The sequence below is a fragment of the Kingella bonacorsii genome, from assembly GCF_016623605.1.
In the GTDB taxonomy this organism is placed as follows: Bacteria; Pseudomonadota; Gammaproteobacteria; order Burkholderiales; family Neisseriaceae; genus Kingella_B; species Kingella_B oralis.
The window spans coordinates 570,595-587,094 of record NZ_JAEHNZ010000001.1 but is presented as its reverse complement, the minus strand read 5'-3'; the positions used below and the strand labels follow the sequence as shown (position 1 = coordinate 587,094).

15 protein-coding genes are annotated in these 16,500 nt (G+C 53.6%); 6 read left to right on the top strand and 9 right to left on the bottom strand.

Annotated features, from left to right (window positions below):
- Positions 1-158: 158 nt before the first annotated feature.
- The 6 genes from glyA to tgt all read right to left on the bottom strand — a co-directional run bounded on the left by glyA (position 159) and on the right by tgt (position 5,072).
- Entirely contained in the window at positions 159-1,409 is a 1,251-nt protein-coding gene (gene glyA, locus JDW22_RS03145) for a serine hydroxymethyltransferase (RefSeq protein ID WP_200521670.1), read from the bottom strand.
- A gap of 119 nt (positions 1,410-1,528) precedes the next feature.
- Positions 1,529-2,140 (bottom strand): DNA glycosylase, encoded by a 612-nt coding sequence (locus JDW22_RS03140; RefSeq protein WP_200521669.1) that lies wholly within the window; start codon positions 2,138-2,140, stop codon positions 1,529-1,531.
- 104 nt (positions 2,141-2,244) lie between these two features.
- Positions 2,245-2,496: a hypothetical protein gene (locus JDW22_RS03135; protein ID WP_200521668.1), complete on the bottom strand. Its 252-nt coding sequence runs from the start codon at positions 2,494-2,496 to the stop codon at positions 2,245-2,247.
- Positions 2,497-2,557: 61 nt separating this feature from the next.
- Entirely contained in the window at positions 2,558-3,331 is a 774-nt protein-coding gene (locus tag JDW22_RS03130) for an SAM-dependent methyltransferase (protein WP_200521667.1), read from the bottom strand.
- A gap of 65 nt (positions 3,332-3,396) precedes the next feature.
- Positions 3,397-3,879 carry a hypothetical protein gene (locus JDW22_RS03125; protein ID WP_200521666.1) on the bottom strand — a complete coding sequence of 161 codons (483 nt, stop codon included), beginning with the start codon at positions 3,877-3,879 and terminating at the stop codon, positions 3,397-3,399.
- A gap of 77 nt (positions 3,880-3,956) precedes the next feature.
- The gene (gene tgt, locus JDW22_RS03120; protein WP_200521665.1) at positions 3,957-5,072 is read right to left on the bottom strand and encodes a tRNA guanosine(34) transglycosylase Tgt; all 1,116 of its coding nucleotides are present in this window, start codon (positions 5,070-5,072) and stop codon (positions 3,957-3,959) included.
- A gap of 214 nt (positions 5,073-5,286) precedes the next feature.
- On the opposite strand from tgt, the gene thrS reads away from it, so the two are divergent.
- From thrS to rpoH, 6 genes are all read left to right on the top strand, one after another.
- Positions 5,287-7,200 (top strand): threonine--tRNA ligase, encoded by a 1,914-nt coding sequence (thrS, locus tag JDW22_RS03115; RefSeq protein WP_200521664.1) that lies wholly within the window; start codon positions 5,287-5,289, stop codon positions 7,198-7,200.
- A gap of 178 nt (positions 7,201-7,378) precedes the next feature.
- Positions 7,379-7,900, top strand: a complete 522-nt coding sequence (gene infC / locus JDW22_RS03110) for a translation initiation factor IF-3 (protein WP_200521964.1) — start codon at positions 7,379-7,381, stop codon at positions 7,898-7,900.
- 142 nt (positions 7,901-8,042) lie between these two features.
- A complete protein-coding gene (gene rpmI / locus JDW22_RS03105) occupies positions 8,043-8,240 on the top strand; it encodes a 50S ribosomal protein L35 (protein ID WP_200521663.1) in 198 nt (65 codons plus the stop codon).
- Positions 8,241-8,252: 12 nt separating this feature from the next.
- Positions 8,253-8,609, top strand: coding sequence for a 50S ribosomal protein L20 (gene rplT, locus JDW22_RS03100; protein WP_003794776.1), 357 nt, complete (start codon positions 8,253-8,255; stop codon positions 8,607-8,609).
- 66 nt (positions 8,610-8,675) lie between these two features.
- Positions 8,676-9,392, top strand: a complete 717-nt coding sequence (gene tadA, locus JDW22_RS03095; protein ID WP_200521962.1) for a tRNA adenosine(34) deaminase TadA — start codon at positions 8,676-8,678, stop codon at positions 9,390-9,392.
- Between the two features lie 144 nt (positions 9,393-9,536).
- Positions 9,537-10,409 carry an RNA polymerase sigma factor RpoH gene (rpoH, locus tag JDW22_RS03090; RefSeq protein WP_003794782.1) on the top strand — a complete coding sequence of 291 codons (873 nt, stop codon included), beginning with the start codon at positions 9,537-9,539 and terminating at the stop codon, positions 10,407-10,409.
- Positions 10,410-10,785: 376 nt separating this feature from the next.
- Here the strand turns inward: rpoH and JDW22_RS03085 are convergent, their stop codons facing one another.
- From JDW22_RS03085 to parC, 3 genes are all read right to left on the bottom strand, one after another.
- Positions 10,786-12,417 (bottom strand): sigma-54-dependent transcriptional regulator, encoded by a 1,632-nt coding sequence (locus tag JDW22_RS03085; RefSeq protein WP_200521662.1) that lies wholly within the window; start codon positions 12,415-12,417, stop codon positions 10,786-10,788.
- Positions 12,414-14,045 (bottom strand): ATP-binding protein, encoded by a 1,632-nt coding sequence (locus JDW22_RS03080; RefSeq protein WP_200521661.1) that lies wholly within the window; start codon positions 14,043-14,045, stop codon positions 12,414-12,416. The genes JDW22_RS03085 and JDW22_RS03080 overlap by 4 nt, the downstream gene beginning before the upstream one ends.
- Positions 14,046-14,201: 156 nt before the next feature.
- Positions 14,202-16,484 carry a DNA topoisomerase IV subunit A gene (gene parC, locus JDW22_RS03075; protein ID WP_200521660.1) on the bottom strand — a complete coding sequence of 761 codons (2,283 nt, stop codon included), beginning with the start codon at positions 16,482-16,484 and terminating at the stop codon, positions 14,202-14,204.
- Between the last annotated feature and the right edge of the window lie 16 nt (positions 16,485-16,500).

The following is a 16,500-nucleotide window of genomic DNA, read 5'->3' as shown; positions in this document are numbered from 1 at the left end:
GGGTTGAAAAATAGGCTTGTTGCCGAGTGTGGCGGATTGTAGCCGTTTCTTTACATGGCGTTTAATATCGTAAAAAGATGCTGGGAATATCAGAAAGGCAGCCTGAAAACAGGAAAACCCGTTTTCAGGCTGCCTCATCCATCACAGCCAATCAAAAATCACGCGCCGTAAACGGGATTTTTCGTGCACAAGGCTTGGGCTTTGGCTGCCACCGCCGCCAAGTTGGCTTCGTCGTTCGGATTGTCCAATACGTCAGCCACCAAGTTTGCCAGCTCGCGGGCATCGGCTTCGGTGAAGCCGCGTGTGGTAATCGCTGCTGCGCCCACGCGGATGCCGCTGGTTACGAAGGGTTTTTCGGGGTCGTTGGGGATGGCATTTTTGTTGATGGTGATGTGCGCTTTGCCCAAGGCTTCTTCGGCGGCTTTGCCGGTGATGTTTTTGGGGCGCAAATCCACGAGGAACACATGGCTTTCGGTGCGGCCTGATACGATGCGCAAGCCGCGTTTTACCAATTCTTCTGCCATCGCTTGCGCGTTGATTTTCACTTGTTTGGCGTATTGTTTGAACTCGGGTTCTAACGCTTCTTTAAAGGCAACGGCTTTGGCGGCGATAACGTGCATCAGCGGGCCGCCTTGCAGGCTAGGGAAAATGGCGGAGTTTAGGGCTTTTTCGTGCGTGTTGTCGCGGCACAGGATAACGCCGCCGCGCGGGCCGCGCAGGGTTTTGTGGGTGGTGGTGGTAACGAAATCGGCGAAGGGCACGGGGTTGGGGTATTCGCCGCCGGCCACCAAGCCTGCGTAGTGCGCCATGTCCACAAATAAATACGCGCCCACTTTGTCGGCGATTTCGCGGAATTTCGCCCAGTCGATTTGCAGGGCGTAGGCGGACGCGCCCGCCACAATCATTTTGGGTTTGTGTTCCAGCGCAAGGCGTTCTACTTCGGCGTAGTCCAGCACTTCGTTTTCGTCTAAGCCGTAGGTGATGGCGTTGTAGAGCTTGCCTGAGATGTTCACGCTTGCGCCGTGGGTTAAGTGCCCGCCATGCGCCAAGCTCATGCCGAGTATGGTGTCGCCTGGTTTGAGCACGCTGGCGTACACGGCTTGGTTGGCTTGGCTGCCTGAATGGGGCTGCACGTTTACATACTCTGCGCCGAAGAGTTTTTTGGCGCGGTCAATCGCCAGCTGCTCGGCAACGTCCACGTGTTCGCAGCCGCCGTAGTAGCGTTTGCCGGGGTAGCCTTCGGCGTATTTGTTGGTTAATTGGCTGCCTTGGGCTTCCATCACGGCGCAGCTGACGTAGTTTTCGGATGCGATAAGCTCAATGTGGTCTTGCTGGCGTTCTACTTCGGCGGCGATGGCGGCGGCGAGTTCGGGGTCGTATTTGGCGATGGTAAGGCTTTTGGAATACATGTAATGCGTCCTTTGCTAGGTTGTGGGGAAATGTAAACTGGCAGGATTGTAACGTAAATTTTTATTAAGGGCAGCCTGAAAACGAGTGAAGCAAATTTCAGGCTGCCTTTGTATGGCGGCTATTCAACCAGCCCAGCAGCCTGAAAAAAGCAGCGATAGGCTTCGGCTTTTTTAGCAAGGCTTAACGGATAGGCGCGAGAGGTGGAGGGCAGGCGGGTGAGTTGCAACTGCCGCTCGCCGCAGGGGTAGGCGATGGTTTCGCCTGTTTTGGGCAGCTTGGTTTTGCCGGGCAGCTTGCCGACGAGCACTTCGGTGGCTTTGCCGCCTGTGGTGCCGATGCGCTGCACCTTGGGCATTTGCGCGAGGATGGCGGGCAAATCCACGCTTTCTACAATCTGCAAAAAATCGTCCGAGGCGTTGCCGTGTCGGCGGATGGCTTTGAACACGGTGGGGCAGGAGGCGATGCCGCGCTGCCACAAGAAGTCTTTGATTTTGTCGGCATCAAAATGCTTGCCTGATGCAGCCTGAAAATGGCTGGGGTCGTCAAAAAACACGATGCCATACACGCGCCACATGTCGTTTTGAAAATTGGGATAGTGAAACGCCATGCTGCGTTTGTCGGCGGGCGGGGGGAAGGTGCCCATCAGCATCACCGTGGCGTGCGGCGGCAGAAAGGGCGGGAAGGGGAGGGATTCGATGGCGGGGGTGTTGTCTGTGTTTGCGTGTTCCATTTTCAGGCTGCCTTTGGTTAGGGGTAGAGGGAGACAGCCTGAAAATGGGTTTTAGGGTTTTAGCTTCGCAGAAGCTCGCAAGCTCGCTTTCAGGCTGCCTTTGATTAGGGATGTTGGATTTTGCTGTATTCTCGTTGCAAATCGTCTAATGAAAACAAATAGTCTCGGTCAAAATCGGGCGTATCAAATCCTGCCAAATACTGCAAAAAGGAAAACATGGGCGGGCTAACGGCGGTATCATCGCGCTCAATTTGTTTGATAAGCTGCGCGGCTCGGGTGGCGATGGTTTCTCGGCTTTCGCGCTGGGTAAGCAGTTGCTTGGCTAGATGGTGAATGGTGGCATCAATCGTTGGCATGATGGATTTTGTATGTTTGGGCAGCCTGAAAGTGGTTTTCAGGCTGCCTCTATCTTATTGTTTAACTGGGTTTTCTGCTACACACGGCAATAAACCCCATGCTCTGCGCGGGATCGTTAAACGTGCGGAACATGCGTTTGAACGTTGCGCGGTTTTCCGCTTTCAAGGCGTTGCGGATGATTTTGAACGTGCGCAGCCAGCCCTCATCGTGAATCAAACCTGCGGGCGAGAGCAGCGTCATGCCGCCGCGCAGCGTTTTCAAATCGGCAAAACCGCCTTGTCGGAACAAATCTTGCCAGCCGCTTTCGGTGAGCGGGGTAACTTTCACTTTAATCGTGTCGCGCAGGCGTTCCACAATCGCTTTGCTGTCGGTGTCGCTTACCACCACATCATGCGTGAGTAACACGCCGCCCGGTTTCAATACGCGGAAATATTCGGCAACCGCCGCCTGCTTGTTGGCAACAGGCAGCATGGTGAGCATGGCTTCGTTGATAACCACGTCAAAGCTGTTGTCGGGGAAGGGCAGCGCGGTGGCGTTGGCGTGTTGCACTTGAATCAGCGACGACAAACCCGCAGCGGCGATGTTGCGTTCGGCTTTTTCCAGCGCGTGGTGATCCAAATCCACGCCGTTGATGTGGCAGCCGAAGCGTTGCGCCAAGCCGATGGCGGTGGTTGCCATATTGCACGCCACTTCCAGCACTTGCGTTTGCGGCGTGAACTGCGCCTGCTCAATCAGCCAATCGGTGGCGCGTCGCCCTCCGGGGCGCAGGCGGGTTTTGCCGAGTTGGGCGAGAAAATGATGACCCGTTTGGCTTTTTTTGTCGTTATCAGACATGATGCTCTCCTTGTTGTGTGGTTGGTGGGAATTGGGGTGGTCTGAAACGTTGTTCTTGCGATACTTTAAATGGAAATAGCCATCTCAATAACTGATGATACATAATTGTCGTTTTCAAGTATTGAATCTCCTGAATATAAATAATCAGGATTTTTCAATTCATCAAATGCATAAAATATCATTATTCTTTTCTGTGGTAAGAATAATTTTTTGTCTTTTTTTCTTAAAAAATACATACTAGATTCCATTATTTTTCCGCTATCATCTATAAATCTAAAACTGTTTGGAATGCCTGTATGGTCCATACCTGTTTCAAAAATTTCTATTATTTCACCGCTGGTAACTATAGTTGGAATTGTGCCATTGTCAATATTGCGCCACCACTCATCTGAAGCAAATAATCCATGATTATATTTAATTTCCATTGTTTTTGACTCATCTAATGATAATTTATGTATTAAATCAATCTTATATTCATTGTATCTAATTTTATCTTTTTTGAATTCATAGATTAGATACATATCATTTTGGATATTTAAATAGCTCATTTCTTATCGCCAGTTTTAGTTAATGTCGCCACATTTGTATCAACAGCCATGACGGCATATTTCAGGCTGCCGCAAAATCAATCCGTGCCGCGCGCGCGGTTTTCGTGGAACTGCGCCTGCCAATCGGCAAACCGCCCTGCGTCAATCGCATCGCGCATCTCTTGCATAATCACTTGATAAAAATGCAGATTGTGAATGGTGTTGAGCTGTGCGCCCAAAATCTCGCCCACTTTATGCAGGTGATACAAATAGGCGCGGCTAAAATGGGTGCAGGCATAGCAAGTGCAGCTTTCGTCCAGCGGGCGCGTGTCGTGGCGGTGTTTGGCGTTTTTGATTTTGATGTCGCCAAAGCGGGTGAACAGCCAGCCATTGCGGGCGTTGCGCGTGGGCATCACGCAGTCAAACATATCCACGCCATGCGCCACACCGTAAACCAAATCTTCGGGTGTGCCCACGCCCATCAAATAATGCGGCTTGTTTTCAGGCAGCATCGGCGCGAGCGCGCGCAGCATGCGATACATTTCGGGCTTGGGCTCGCCCACGCTCAACCCGCCAATGGCAATGCCTTTGAAGCCAATGTCTTCCAGCCCGCGCAGCGATTCTTCACGCAAATCTTCATACATCGCGCCTTGAATAATGCCAAACAGCGCGTTGGGATTGCGTAAATCTTCAAACGCGCGTTTGCTGCGCTCCGCCCAGCGCAGGCTCATTTGCAGCGATTTTTGCGCGACAGCGTGGCTGGCGTTGCCTTCGGTGCATTCGTCTAACTGCATCACAATATCGGAATTGAGCACGGTTTGGATTTTCATGGAGATTTCGGGCGATAGGAATAATTTGTCGCCGTTAATCGGGCTTTTGAAGGTGCAGCCTTCTTCGGTGAGCTTGCGCATATCGGATAGCGAAAATACTTGAAAGCCGCCTGAGTCGGTTAAGATGGGTTTGTTCCAGCCGATAAAGTCGTGCAGCCCGCCAAATTGTTCTATCACTTCCAAGCCGGGGCGCAGCCAGAGATGGTAGGTGTTGCCCAAGATGATTTGCGCGTTGATGTCGTGCAGGTTTTGCGGGGTCATGGCTTTTACTGAGCCATATGTGCCCACGGGCATAAACACGGGGGTTTCTATTTTGCCGTGGTTGAGTTCTACCGTGGCGCGGCGGGCGTAGCCGTCTTTTTTGTGTAGGGTGAAGTTGAGCATAAAGGTCTTTCTGTGTTTTCAGGCAGCCTGAAAATAAAAGCCGCGATTATAACGGTTTTACCCGCAAACCGTATTTTAGGCAGCCTGAAAACCCGTTTGCCTTGTTTATCAAGCCTATCATCTCTATAATTTCGCGTTTTTTGGGCGCGGTTTAGACAGTCTAAAAGCGGTTTAGGCAGCCTGAAAACGTTATATACCCAATCCTGGAGCAACCATGTCTCAACTCAACATCACCCTACCCGACGGTAGCGTCCGCCATTACGAAGCCCCCACCACCATCGCCCAAATCGCCGCCGACATCGGCGCAGGGCTGGCAAAAGCCACCGTAGCAGGCAAAGTAAACGGCATTTTGCGCGATGCCAGCGACCCGATTACCGAAGACGCCAGCGTGCAAATCATCACCCCCAAAGACCCCGAAGGCGTAGAAATCATCCGCCACTCTTGTGCGCACTTGGTTGGGCATGCGGTGAAACAACTGTTCCCCAGCGTAAAAATGGTCATCGGCCCTGTGATCGAAGACGGCTTTTACTACGACATTTTCAGCGAAAAACCGTTCACGCCCGAAGACATCGCCGCCATTGAAACGCGCATGAAAGAGCTGATTAACCAAGACTACGATGTCATCAAAAAAATGACGCCGCGCGCCGAAGTGATTGAAATCTTTAAACAACGCGGCGAAGACTACAAACTGCACCTGATTGACGACATGGCAGACGACATCACCGCCATGGGCATGTATTACCACCAAGAATATGTGGATATGTGCCGCGGGCCGCACGTTCCCAACACCCGTTTCCTCAAAAATTTCAAGCTCACCAAAGTGTCGGGCGCATACTGGCGCGGCGACAGCAACAACGAGCAACTGCAACGCATCTACGGCACGGCATGGGCAACCAAAGACGAACTCAAAGCCTATATCACGCGCATTGAAGAAGCCGAAAAACGCGACCACCGCAAACTCGGCAAACAGCTAGACCTGTTCCACCTGCAAGACGAAGCCCCCGGCATGGTGTTCTGGCACCCGCGCGGCTGGACGCTGTGGCAAGTCATCGAACAACACATGCGCCGCGAACTCACCGCCGCAGGCTACCAAGAAGTCAAAACCCCGCAAATCATGGACAAAACCTTTTGGGAAAAATCAGGGCACTGGGCGAACTATAAAGACAATATGTTCCTAACCGCGTCCGAAAAACGCGAATACGCCGTCAAACCCATGAACTGCCCCGGCCATGTGCAAATTTTCAACCACGGCTTGCGCTCCTACAACGATTTGCCGATGCGCCTCGCAGAATTCGGCTCCTGCCACCGCAACGAACCCAGCGGCGCATTGCACGGCCTGATGCGCGTGCGCGGTTTCGTGCAAGACGATGCCCACATTTTCTGCACCGAAGACCAAATCGCCGAAGAAACCCGCGCGTTTAACCAGCTGGTGATGAAAATCTACCGCCAATTTGGCTTCCACGATGTCAGCATCAAACTCTCGCTGCGCCCCGAAAAACGCGCAGGTAGCGATGAAATTTGGGACAAAGCCGAACAAGGCTTGCGCGATGCGCTTACCGCCTGCGGCGTAACATGGCAGGAGCTGGAAGGCGAAGGCGCGTTTTATGGCCCCAAAGTGGAATATCACATCAAAGACGCGCTGGGACGCTCATGGCAATGCGGCACCATCCAACTTGATTTCGTGCTGCCCGAGCGGCTGGATGCCGAATACGTTACCCGCGACAACAACCGCGCCCGCCCCGTTATGCTGCACCGCGCTATATTGGGCTCGCTGGAACGCTTTATCGGCATCCTGATTGAACAACACGCAGGCTCGTTCCCGCTGTGGCTCGCCCCCGTGCAAATGGTGGTGATGAACATCACCGAAAAGCAAGCCGACTACTGCCGCGAAGTGGTTGCCAAACTGCAAGCCGCAGGCTTCCGCGCCGAGTTGGATTTGCGCAACGAAAAAATCGGCTACAAAATCCGCGACAACAGCTCGCAACGCTATCCGTACCAAATCGTAGTGGGCGATAAAGAAATGGAAAACGGGCAAGTTGCCGTGCGCAAAAAAGCTGAAGATTTAGGCAGCCTGAAAGTGGAAGCGTTTATTGAACGGCTGCTGGAAGAAATGAAAACAGAGTTTTAAGCGCTTTGAATATTGAGGCAGCCTGAAAATGTGTTTTTCAGGCTGCCCATGGCGACAGAAATCTTAAACAAACTTCACAAAACCCATACAAAACGTTTAAAATACGCCCTTTCATTCAGCGGGTTGCGCTAGGGCATAGAGGCAGCCTGAAACATCAATTTTTATAGGAGCATTCATCATCGCACAGCAAGAACGCGAAGCACGAATCAACGGCGAAATCACCGCCAAAGAAGTGCGCTTAATCAGTGGCGACGGCGAACAACTTGGCGTTGTGAGCCTAAAAGAAGCCATGTCTATGGCAGAAGAACAAGACGTTGATTTGGTAGAAATTTCTCCCACTGCCAAGCCGCCTGTTTGCAAACTGATGGACTTTGGCAAATACAAATACGAACAATCCAAAAAACGCGACGAAGCCAAGAAAAAGCAGAAGCAAGTCCAAATCAAAGAAATCAAATTCCGCCCTGGCACAGACGATGGCGACTACAACATCAAAATGCGGAAAGTGCGCGAATTTTTAGCCGATGGCGATAAAGTCAAAATCACCTTGCGTTTTCGCGGGCGAGAAATGGCGCACCAACAAATCGGCGCGCAGCTTTTGGAACGTGTGAAAGCCGATGTGGCGGAAGAAGCGCAAATCGAATCCTTCCCCAAGCTGGAAGGTCGCCAAATGGTGATGATGCTTGCGCCCAAGAAGAAATAACCGTATAATCCCGCGTTTTCCTGATACACGCCGCGTCAGGAAAATGTTTTTTCCAGCGGCACAAAACCGTGGTTTCGGGTTTTAAGCATTGCTGTATGGCAAACGCCCGATGCCTTATCTTAAAAATGAATGGAGTTTTCCCATGCCTAAAATGAAAACCAAGTCTAGCGCGAAAAAACGCTTCAAAGTACTGGGTAACGGTGGTGTAAAACGCGGTCATGCGTTCAAAAGTCATATTTTGACTAAAAAAACCACTAAAACTAAACGCCAATTGCGCGGCACCGCTATGGTGAACGAACGCGATATGGCTTCTATCGCTAAAATGTTGCCCTACGCTTAAAGGAGTTAAACTATGCCACGCGTAAAACGCGGTGTTACCGCTCGTGCTCGTCATAAAAAAGTGATTGCGTTAGCCAAAGGCTATCGCGGTCGTCGCAAAAATGTCTATCGCATCGCCAAACAGGCGGTGATGAAAGCCGGTCAATACGCATACCGCGACCGTCGCCAGCGCAAACGCCAATTCCGCCAATTGTGGATTGCCCGTATTAATGCAGGTGCCCGCTTGAACGGTTTGTCTTACAGCAAATTCATGAACGGCTTGAAACGCGCTGCGATTGAACTGGACCGCAAAGTATTGGCTGATTTGGCTGTATTTGATAAAGCTGCCTTTGCTCAATTGGTTGAAAAAGCGAAAGCTGCTTTGGCTTAATTCAAATAAGAAAACAAGGAAATCTGTTTGGCAGGTTTCCTTGTTTTTGTTTTCAGGCTGCCTTTTATGAAGCTCACCACGCCGCCGCTTGCGCCCAAAGTTATCCAAGCCTTAGCCCAATTGAATGTGCATACCGTGCGGGATGTGCAGGCGATGAATCCTTGTCGCGCTTTTTTGTTGTTGAAGCAATCGGGGTTAAGCGTAACCCGCAGTGTGTTTTGGCAGCTGGTGGCGGTAGGCAGCCTGAAAACGGTGCAGCAGCTTTCGCTGCAGGAGCGCGAATATTGGACGCAACAATTGCGCCAAATGCCGCCTGTTGCCCTGTTTCCGCCGCAAGACGAAATGGAGCGATGGATGCGCGCTGCGCTTTTTCAGGCTGCCGAAGCGGCGAAATTGGGCGAAGTGCCTGTGGGCGCGGTGGTGGTGCATCGTGGCGAAATCATTGCGCAGGCGCATAACCGTTGCGTGGCGGATTGCAGCATCAGCCATCATGCGGAGATTCAGGCGCTGGCGGCGGCGGGTCAGGTGCTGGGCAATTATCGCTTGAATGAATGCGATGTGTATGTGTCGTTGGAGCCGTGCGCGATGTGCGCGAGTGCGATGATTCAGGCGCGGGTGGCACGGGTGGTGTTTGCGGCGCATGAGCCGAAAACGGGGGCGGCGGGGAGTGTGTTAAATCTGTTTGCAAACAAGCAATTAAATCAACATACTGCCATGTTGGGTGGGCTGTTGGCGGATGAAGCGAAACAGCAGCTGCAAGCGTTTTTCAGGCTGCGGCGTTGAGGCAGCCTGAAAAGTGGGCATGATAAAAATTCTGCTTTTTACGCGGTTTAACGATTTAAAAATTCAATCTATATGGCAAATTAGCGTATAATCTGCCTAAATCCGAGTAAACCAGTATGATTTAAGAGAAGGAAAAATAATTAGATGAACAACGCTTTTGCACTATCGGTTCCAAGCGGTCATGGTAGCTTGGAGCAATATATTCACACGGTAAACAGCATCCCGATGCTGACATTGGAAGAGGAGACTTCGCTGGCGCAACGCCAATTGCGCGGTGATTTGGAAGCGGCAAAACAGCTGATTTTGTCGCATTTGCGCGTGGTGGTGTCGATTGCGCGCGGTTATGATGGCTATGGTTTGAATCAGGCGGATTTGATTCAAGAGGGCAATGTGGGCTTGATGAAGGCGGTGAAACGCTTTGAACCAACGCATGGTGCGCGTTTGTTTTCGTTTGCGGTGCATTGGATTAAGGCGGAAATTCACGAATTTATTTTGCGCAACTGGCGTTTGGTGCGGATTGCCACCACGAAACCGCAGCGCAAGTTGTTTTTCAATTTGCGCAGCATGCGCAAAAGTTTGAGCGCGTTGAGCCCGAAAGAGGCGCAGGATATTGCGGACGATTTGGGCGTGAAGCTCTCGGATGTGCTGGAAATGGAACAGCGCATGACGGGCAATGATGTGGCTTTGTTGGCAGACAACAGCGATGATGACGACAACAATTTCGCGCCGATTGACTGGCTGAGCGATGACAGCAGCGAGCCGAGCCAGCAGTTGGCGAAAAAAGCGCATTATGCGTTGCAAACCGAGGGCTTGCGCAATGCGCTTTCACAGTTGGACGAACGCAGCCGCCGTATTGTGGAAACGCGATGGTTGCAGGATGACGGCGGTTTGACGCTGCATGAGCTGGCGGCGGAATTTGGTGTTTCTGCGGAGCGAATTCGCCAGATTGAGGCGAAGGCGATGCAAAAATTGCGCGCACTGTTGGCGGAAAATGCGGATGATGTGATTGAAGATTGATTGCTTAATACAACATGGGAAACCGATGATGGGGAAAATCATCGGTTTTTTGTTTTGCTTGTGCTTTTCAGGCTGCCCAATGTGTTGAGGCAGCCTGAAAACGGTGTGCGGGTGTTTTGCCAATTCGGGCGGGTTCAGCAAGCATATTGGTGATGAGCCGTTGCGGCCTCATGTTGATTTTGCTTTTCAGGCTGAGCGCTTTGTAAAGGCTCAGAGGCAGCCTGAAATCTGAAATGGAGCGGCGACGGCTCGTTGCCAAATGGCATATTCAACAGGACGGTTGCAAAGATGCCTGCGGGCCGCCGATGCGCCATTGGTTAGGTTTGGCAAAGGTTTCAGGCTGCCTATTGTTGAGATAGGCAGCCTGAAAACCATGTTACGCGCCTAAATCAATGTTCAGCCGTTCTAGGCGATAGCGCATGGAGCGGAAGCTGATGCCGAGCGTTTTGGCGGCTTGGGTGCGGTTGCCTTGGGTAAGACGCAGGGCGTATTCCAGAATTTGGCGTTCAATGTCGTCCAGATAATCTTGGATTTGGGTGGTGCCCATTTGGAAGTTGGGCAAGCCGCTGATGACTTGGTGTTGGCTGGTGCCTTCCAGTTCTACGGCTGCGCTGCCGCCGCCAAGTGGGTCGGTGGTGATTTGCAAATCGCTTACGTCAATGGTGTGGTTGCTGGCGAGGGCGACGGCGCGTTCTAGGATGTTTTCTAGTTCGCGGAAGTTGCCGGGGTAGTTGTAGCGCAGCAGGGCTTCGCGGGCGGCGGGGGTCATGTTGATGTCGCCGCTGTGGTGTTTGCGTAAAAGATGGGCGATAAGGTTGGCGAGGTCTTCGTGCATTTCGCGCAGGGCGGGCATGTGCAGCGTTACCACGTTAAGACGGTAGAACAAGTCTTGGCGGAAGGCGCCGCTTTCCACCAGCGCGGGGAGATTTTTGTGGGTGGCGGAAATGATGCGCACGTCCACTTTCACTTCTTGCGCATCGCCAATGCGGCGCACGGCTTTTTCTTGGATGGCGCGCAAGAGTTTGACTTGCATGGCAAGCGGCAGGTCGGCGACTTCGTCCAAGAATAAGGTGCCGCCGTGGGCGTGTTGGAAGAAGCCGAGACGGTCTTGGTCGGCGCCTGTGAAGCTGCCTTTTTTGTAGCCGAAGAATTCGCTTTCCATCAGGTTTTCTGGGATGGCGCCACAGTTTACGGCGATGAACGGGCCGTCTTTGCGCGGCGAGAGTTCGTGGATGCTGCGCGCGGCTTGTTCTTTACCCGAGCCGCTTTCGCCCGAAATGTAAACGGGCACGTTGGCGGGGGCGAGCTTGCGGATAAGGTTGCGCACGGTTTCAATTTGCGGCGACGAGCCGAGCAGGCGCGGCAGGTCGGCTTCCATTTTGAGCTTGCTCTCGTTTACGGGCACGGCGGGTTTGCCGGCGGCGGCTTTGGCGGGGCTGCGCGGCAATTCGCCGGCTGCGTTTTCAGGCTGCCTGATGGTTTCGGGTTGTTTGGCGATGGGTTGGGCGGCGGGTGTTGCGGCAGCCTGAAAATCGTCTTCGTCATCGATATCGATGATAACGGGCGGCGATTGGGGCGGGGCGGCTTGCGGCTTGGGTTCAGCAGCGGCTGGCGGCGCGCTGTTGTCTTCTTGCACCTTGATGGCGGATTTCACCAGCGTGCGCAGTTGCGCCAGCGTGATGGGTTTTTGCAGATAGTCAAATGCGCCTTCTTTTAACGCTTGCACGGCTTGGTCGGCGCTGCCGAACGCGGTAATCACGGCAACGGGCACATCCAGATGCTGCTGGTTGATGTGTTGCACCACTTCCAAGCCCGAACCGTCGGGCATACGCATATCGGTGAGCACGAGGGAGTATTTGTTGCTGCTCAGTTTGCTTAACGCGGCGCGCACGCCCTCGGCGGTGTCTACGCGCAAGCCCATTTTCATCAGGGTCATTTCCATCAAATCGCGGATGTCGGCTTCGTCGTCAACGACTAATACGGGGCGGTTTAGGTTGTTGGTGCTCATTTGGGGGCTCTCGGTAGGATAAGTTCAAAGGATTTGGCGTGCGGCACATAGCATAGGTCGCCGTTGTTGGCGTGCGCCAGCTCGCGGGCAACGTATAGCCCTAAGCCTGTGCCTTCGGCTTCGGAAGTGTTAAATGGTTCAAATAGATGCTCGCGGATGGTTTCGGATACGCCCGGTCCATCGTCCCACACGCGCAGGCTGATGTTGTTTTTGCCAAACACGCGCAGGCTCACCACGATGCTGCCTTTTTGCTTGCGGCAATGCCGCCATGCGTTGTTGCAGAGATTCCACATGATTTGTTGCAGGTGGGCGGCATCAAACAGGGCGATGAAGCTGGAACCGTTGGGCACGTCAAGGCGCAGGCAGTTTTTAGCCTCGGGATTGGTGAGGTAAAACTCTTGGATGAAGCTGAGCCAGAATTGGGTGAGGTGGATGCCTTTGGTGTCGATGCGGTCGCTGCGGTTGAGCGAGGTGATGTCTTCCAGCATTTTGTCGATGCGGGTGATGTTTTTTTCGATGATGTCGCTGAGTTTGCGGTACATCGGGTTTGCGTCTTCTTCGGCGGTTTCTTGGATTAGGCCGCTGGCTTGGCGCATGGCAGAGAGCGGGTTGCGGATTTCGTGCGCCAGATTGGCGGTGAGCAAGCCCAGCGCGGTGAGTTTGAGCGTTTGCGCTTCGGCTTGGCGTTCGCGTTCGGCGCGGGCAAACAGCATCAGCAGCTCGGTGTCTTCTTGAATAATGGGGATGGCGCGAACATACATCAGCGTGGAGTTAATCGGCGATAGATTGGAAAAGGATTCTTCGGGTTTGAGCCGCCATGTTTTGACTAGACCGCTTAAAAAGGGGGCAAGCTCGTTACTTTCTAGTTCGGAGAAATATTGCTTGGCTTGGCGGTTGTGCGTCCACACAAGGCAATCTTGATCCACCACAATCACGGCTTCTTGGATGCGGTTGAGCACGATTTTGTTTAACGCGCTTAATCGCTCAAAGGCGGTGCGGTGGTTGCGCACGGAATCATCGGCGGTTACCAAATAACGGGCGGAAAGCGAAGTGAGCAGGGGCACGATGTAGCAGGCGGCCATCAGCAGGATTTTCCCTGTGAGCAACGAAAGGTTGCTGCGGATAACGTCCATGCTAAATGGATAGAATTTCCACAGGATGTCGCCTGTAATCAGCAAGGCGGCGTAGCTGCCGTAGAGCAGGGGATAGCGCCCGTAGCTGAGCACGCAGGCGGTGGCGAGAAAGGGCAGGGCGAGGATGCCGAAGCCTGAGGATACGCCGCCGGCAAGGGCGGTGAGAATGCCCATCATGGTGATGTCAGACACTGCGCTGGCGTTGGGCAGCGTGCGGGTTTTGGGTTGCAGCTGCCATTTGGGGTTGGCAAGGCTGAACATGATGATGGCGCCATACACGGTGCACCAGATTTGCAGCCAGCCTTCGTTTCGCACCATGGGGGCATAGGCGGCGAGGGTTTGCTCGGTGCCGCGAATGTTGTGGATAACGGCGAGGAAGATAAGCAAGGAGCAGAAGATGGAAATCCTTGCGATGTTTATCATGTTGATAACGCGCTTGCTTTGCTCGTCCCAGTCGTCGAGGATGCCGATGTCTTTGTCTTTGAGTGCTGCCATAGGGGGCTTTCGGGGTGGGGCTTCGTTTCAGGCTGCCTTTGGGGTTGAAGGGATGGGGGAACTGTGTTGCGTTGATGCGTTTTTAGTTACGCTGGACTTCGTTTCAGGCTGCCTCAGATGTTGGAAAATGTCGTGCTGTTATGCTTTTCAGGCTGCCTACCGTGTTTCAATCGCTTTCAGGCTGCCTGAAATATCCAACAGTTTGCCTTTGCCGGCGCGTTTGCCGGCAATGTCGGCGATGCGCAGCGTTTCTTGGTGCGCCGCGCCGCGCTTGCCGATGATGTGCAGCGTGTAGTGTTCGCTGCGGAGCGCGGCGGCAAGGGCGAGCGTGTCGCCGTCTGCCAGCTTGATAAGCTGCAAGCCGCGCCCTTTTGCCATGATTTTCATTTCGCTCACGGGGAAGGCGAGCAGGCGTTTGTTGGCACTTGCCAGCACGATGCGGCTATCGGGCGCAATCAGCCAATCATTCGCAATGCGAACGGGCGGCAGGGCGGTTTCGTTATCATCCAGCGTGAGCACGGCTTTGCCTGCTTTTTGGCGCGTGAACAAATCTTCCAGCTTGGCGATAAAGCCGTAGCCGTGGCAGCCTGAAAGCAGATAATAATCATCCGCCGCGCCCGCCAACAGCGCAACCACGCTGGCTTGGCTGGGCAATTCAATCAACGAAGCAATCGGCACGCCGTCGCCGCGCCCTTTGGGGATTTCGGCGGCATCCAGCGTGTAGCTGCGCCCATGCGAATCCCACACCACCACAGGCTGCACGGTGCGCGTTTCCAGCACTTGCTGCAAGGCATCGCCTTCTTTAAACGCAATTTGTGCGGCATCCACGCCATGCCCTGCACGGGCGCGTAGCCAGCCTTGTTGCGACAAAATCAGCGTGATGGGTTCATCGGCGGTGGTTTGCGTGAGCGTGGCGCGTTCGGCGGCGGCAACCAGCGTGCGGCGGGCATCGCCAAATTGCTTGGCATCGGCTTGGATTTCTTTGATGATGAGCTTGCGCTTTTCGTTTTCGTCGCCCAACAGCGTTTTCAGGCTGCCTGCTTCTTCGCGCAACTCGTTGAGTTCGCGTTCGATTTTGATGCCTTCCAAGCGGGCGAGCTGGCGCAGGCGGATTTCCAAAATGTCGTCGGCTTGGATTTCGGTGAGATTGAACGCCGCCATCAATTCGGGCTTGGGTTCGTCTGCCTCGCGGATGACGCGAATCACTTGGTCGATGTGCAAAAACGCAATCATGCGCCCGTCTAAAATATGGATGCGCTTTTCCACGGCATCCAAGCGGTGCTGCAAGCGGCGCGTTACCGTGGCGGTGCGGTAATCCAGCCATTCTTGCAAAATGGTTTTCAGATTTTTTTGCGCGGGGCGGTTATCCAGCCCCATCATCACAAGGTTTACAGAAACATTGCCTTCCATGCTGGTTTGCGCCATCAGCGTGTTGATAAACGTTTCAGGCTGTATTCGGCTGGATTTTGGCTCAAATACAAGGCGCACGGGGTGTTCGCCATCGCTTTCATCGCGCACTTTTTCCAGCAAATCCAGCATCAGCTTTTTAGTGTTGAGCTGGTCTTGGTTAAGCTGTTTTTTGCCCGCTTTGGGCTTGGGATTGGTTTGCTCTTCAATTTCTGCCAAGATTTTGGCGGCGGAAGTGTTGGGCGGCAATTCGCTTACCACCACGCGCCATTGTCCACGCGCCAGCTTTTCCACGTCATAACGCGCGCGCACGCGGATGCTGCCTTTGCCTGTTTCGTAAATTTGCGCGATGTCTTTGGCGGGGGTAATGATGTGTGCGCCGCCAGCAAAATCGGGCGCGGGGATGTGGTGCTGCAAATCGGCGGTAGTGAGCGCGGGATTTTTCAGCAACGCCACCGCCGCTTGCGCCACTTCGCCCAGATTGTGCGATGGAATTTCGGTTGCCATGCCCACTGCGATGCCGCTTGCGCCGTTGAGCAGCACCATTGGCAGCCGCGCGGGCAGCGATTCGGGCTCTTCAAACGCGCCGTCATAATTGGGGATAAAGTCCACCGTGCCTTGGTTGATTTCGCTCAATAGCAGCTCGGCAAGCGGGGTTAAACGCGCTTCGGTGTAACGCATCGCCGCCGCGCCGTCGCCATCGCGCGAGCCAAAATTGCCAATGCCGTCAATCAGCGGATAGCGCAGGGTGAAATCTTGCGCCATGCGCACCATGGCTTCGTAGGCGGAGCTGTCGCCATGCGGATGGTATTTGCCGAGAATTTCGCCAACCACGCGGGCGGATTTAACAGGCTTTGCGCCATGGGTTAAGCCCATGTCTTTCATGGCAAAGAGAATGCGCCGCTGCACGGGCTTTTGCCCATCTTGCACGGCGGGCAGGGCGCGCCCTTTGACCACGCTCATGGCGTATTCTAGGTAGGCGCGTTCGGCGTATTGGGCGAGATTGAGCGTGTTTTCGGCGGCGTTGAACATGGGTTTAATGGCGTGA

Bases quoted from the DNA above. Each gene is read 5' to 3' on its own strand.
- glyA (WP_200521670.1), bottom strand. From the start codon at position 1,409: ATGTATTCCAAAAGCCTTACCATCGCCAAATACGACCCCGAACTCGCC.
- JDW22_RS03140 (WP_200521669.1), bottom strand. From the start codon at position 2,140: ATGGAACACGCAAACACAGACAACACCCCCGCCATCGAATCCCTCCCC.
- JDW22_RS03135 (WP_200521668.1), bottom strand. From the start codon at position 2,496: ATGCCAACGATTGATGCCACCATTCACCATCTAGCCAAGCAACTGCTT.
- JDW22_RS03130 (WP_200521667.1), bottom strand. From the start codon at position 3,331: ATGTCTGATAACGACAAAAAAAGCCAAACGGGTCATCATTTTCTCGCC.
- JDW22_RS03125 (WP_200521666.1), bottom strand. From the start codon at position 3,879: ATGAGCTATTTAAATATCCAAAATGATATGTATCTAATCTATGAATTC.
- tgt (WP_200521665.1), bottom strand. From the start codon at position 5,072: ATGCTCAACTTCACCCTACACAAAAAAGACGGCTACGCCCGCCGCGCC.
- thrS (WP_200521664.1), top strand. From the start codon at position 5,287: ATGTCTCAACTCAACATCACCCTACCCGACGGTAGCGTCCGCCATTAC.
- rpmI (WP_200521663.1), top strand. From the start codon at position 8,043: ATGCCTAAAATGAAAACCAAGTCTAGCGCGAAAAAACGCTTCAAAGTA.
- rplT (WP_003794776.1), top strand. From the start codon at position 8,253: ATGCCACGCGTAAAACGCGGTGTTACCGCTCGTGCTCGTCATAAAAAA.
- tadA (WP_200521962.1), top strand. From the start codon at position 8,676: ATGAAGCTCACCACGCCGCCGCTTGCGCCCAAAGTTATCCAAGCCTTA.
- rpoH (WP_003794782.1), top strand. From the start codon at position 9,537: ATGAACAACGCTTTTGCACTATCGGTTCCAAGCGGTCATGGTAGCTTG.
- JDW22_RS03085 (WP_200521662.1), bottom strand. From the start codon at position 12,417: ATGAGCACCAACAACCTAAACCGCCCCGTATTAGTCGTTGACGACGAA.
- JDW22_RS03080 (WP_200521661.1), bottom strand. From the start codon at position 14,045: ATGGCAGCACTCAAAGACAAAGACATCGGCATCCTCGACGACTGGGAC.
- parC (WP_200521660.1), bottom strand. From the start codon at position 16,484: ATGTTCAACGCCGCCGAAAACACGCTCAATCTCGCCCAATACGCCGAA.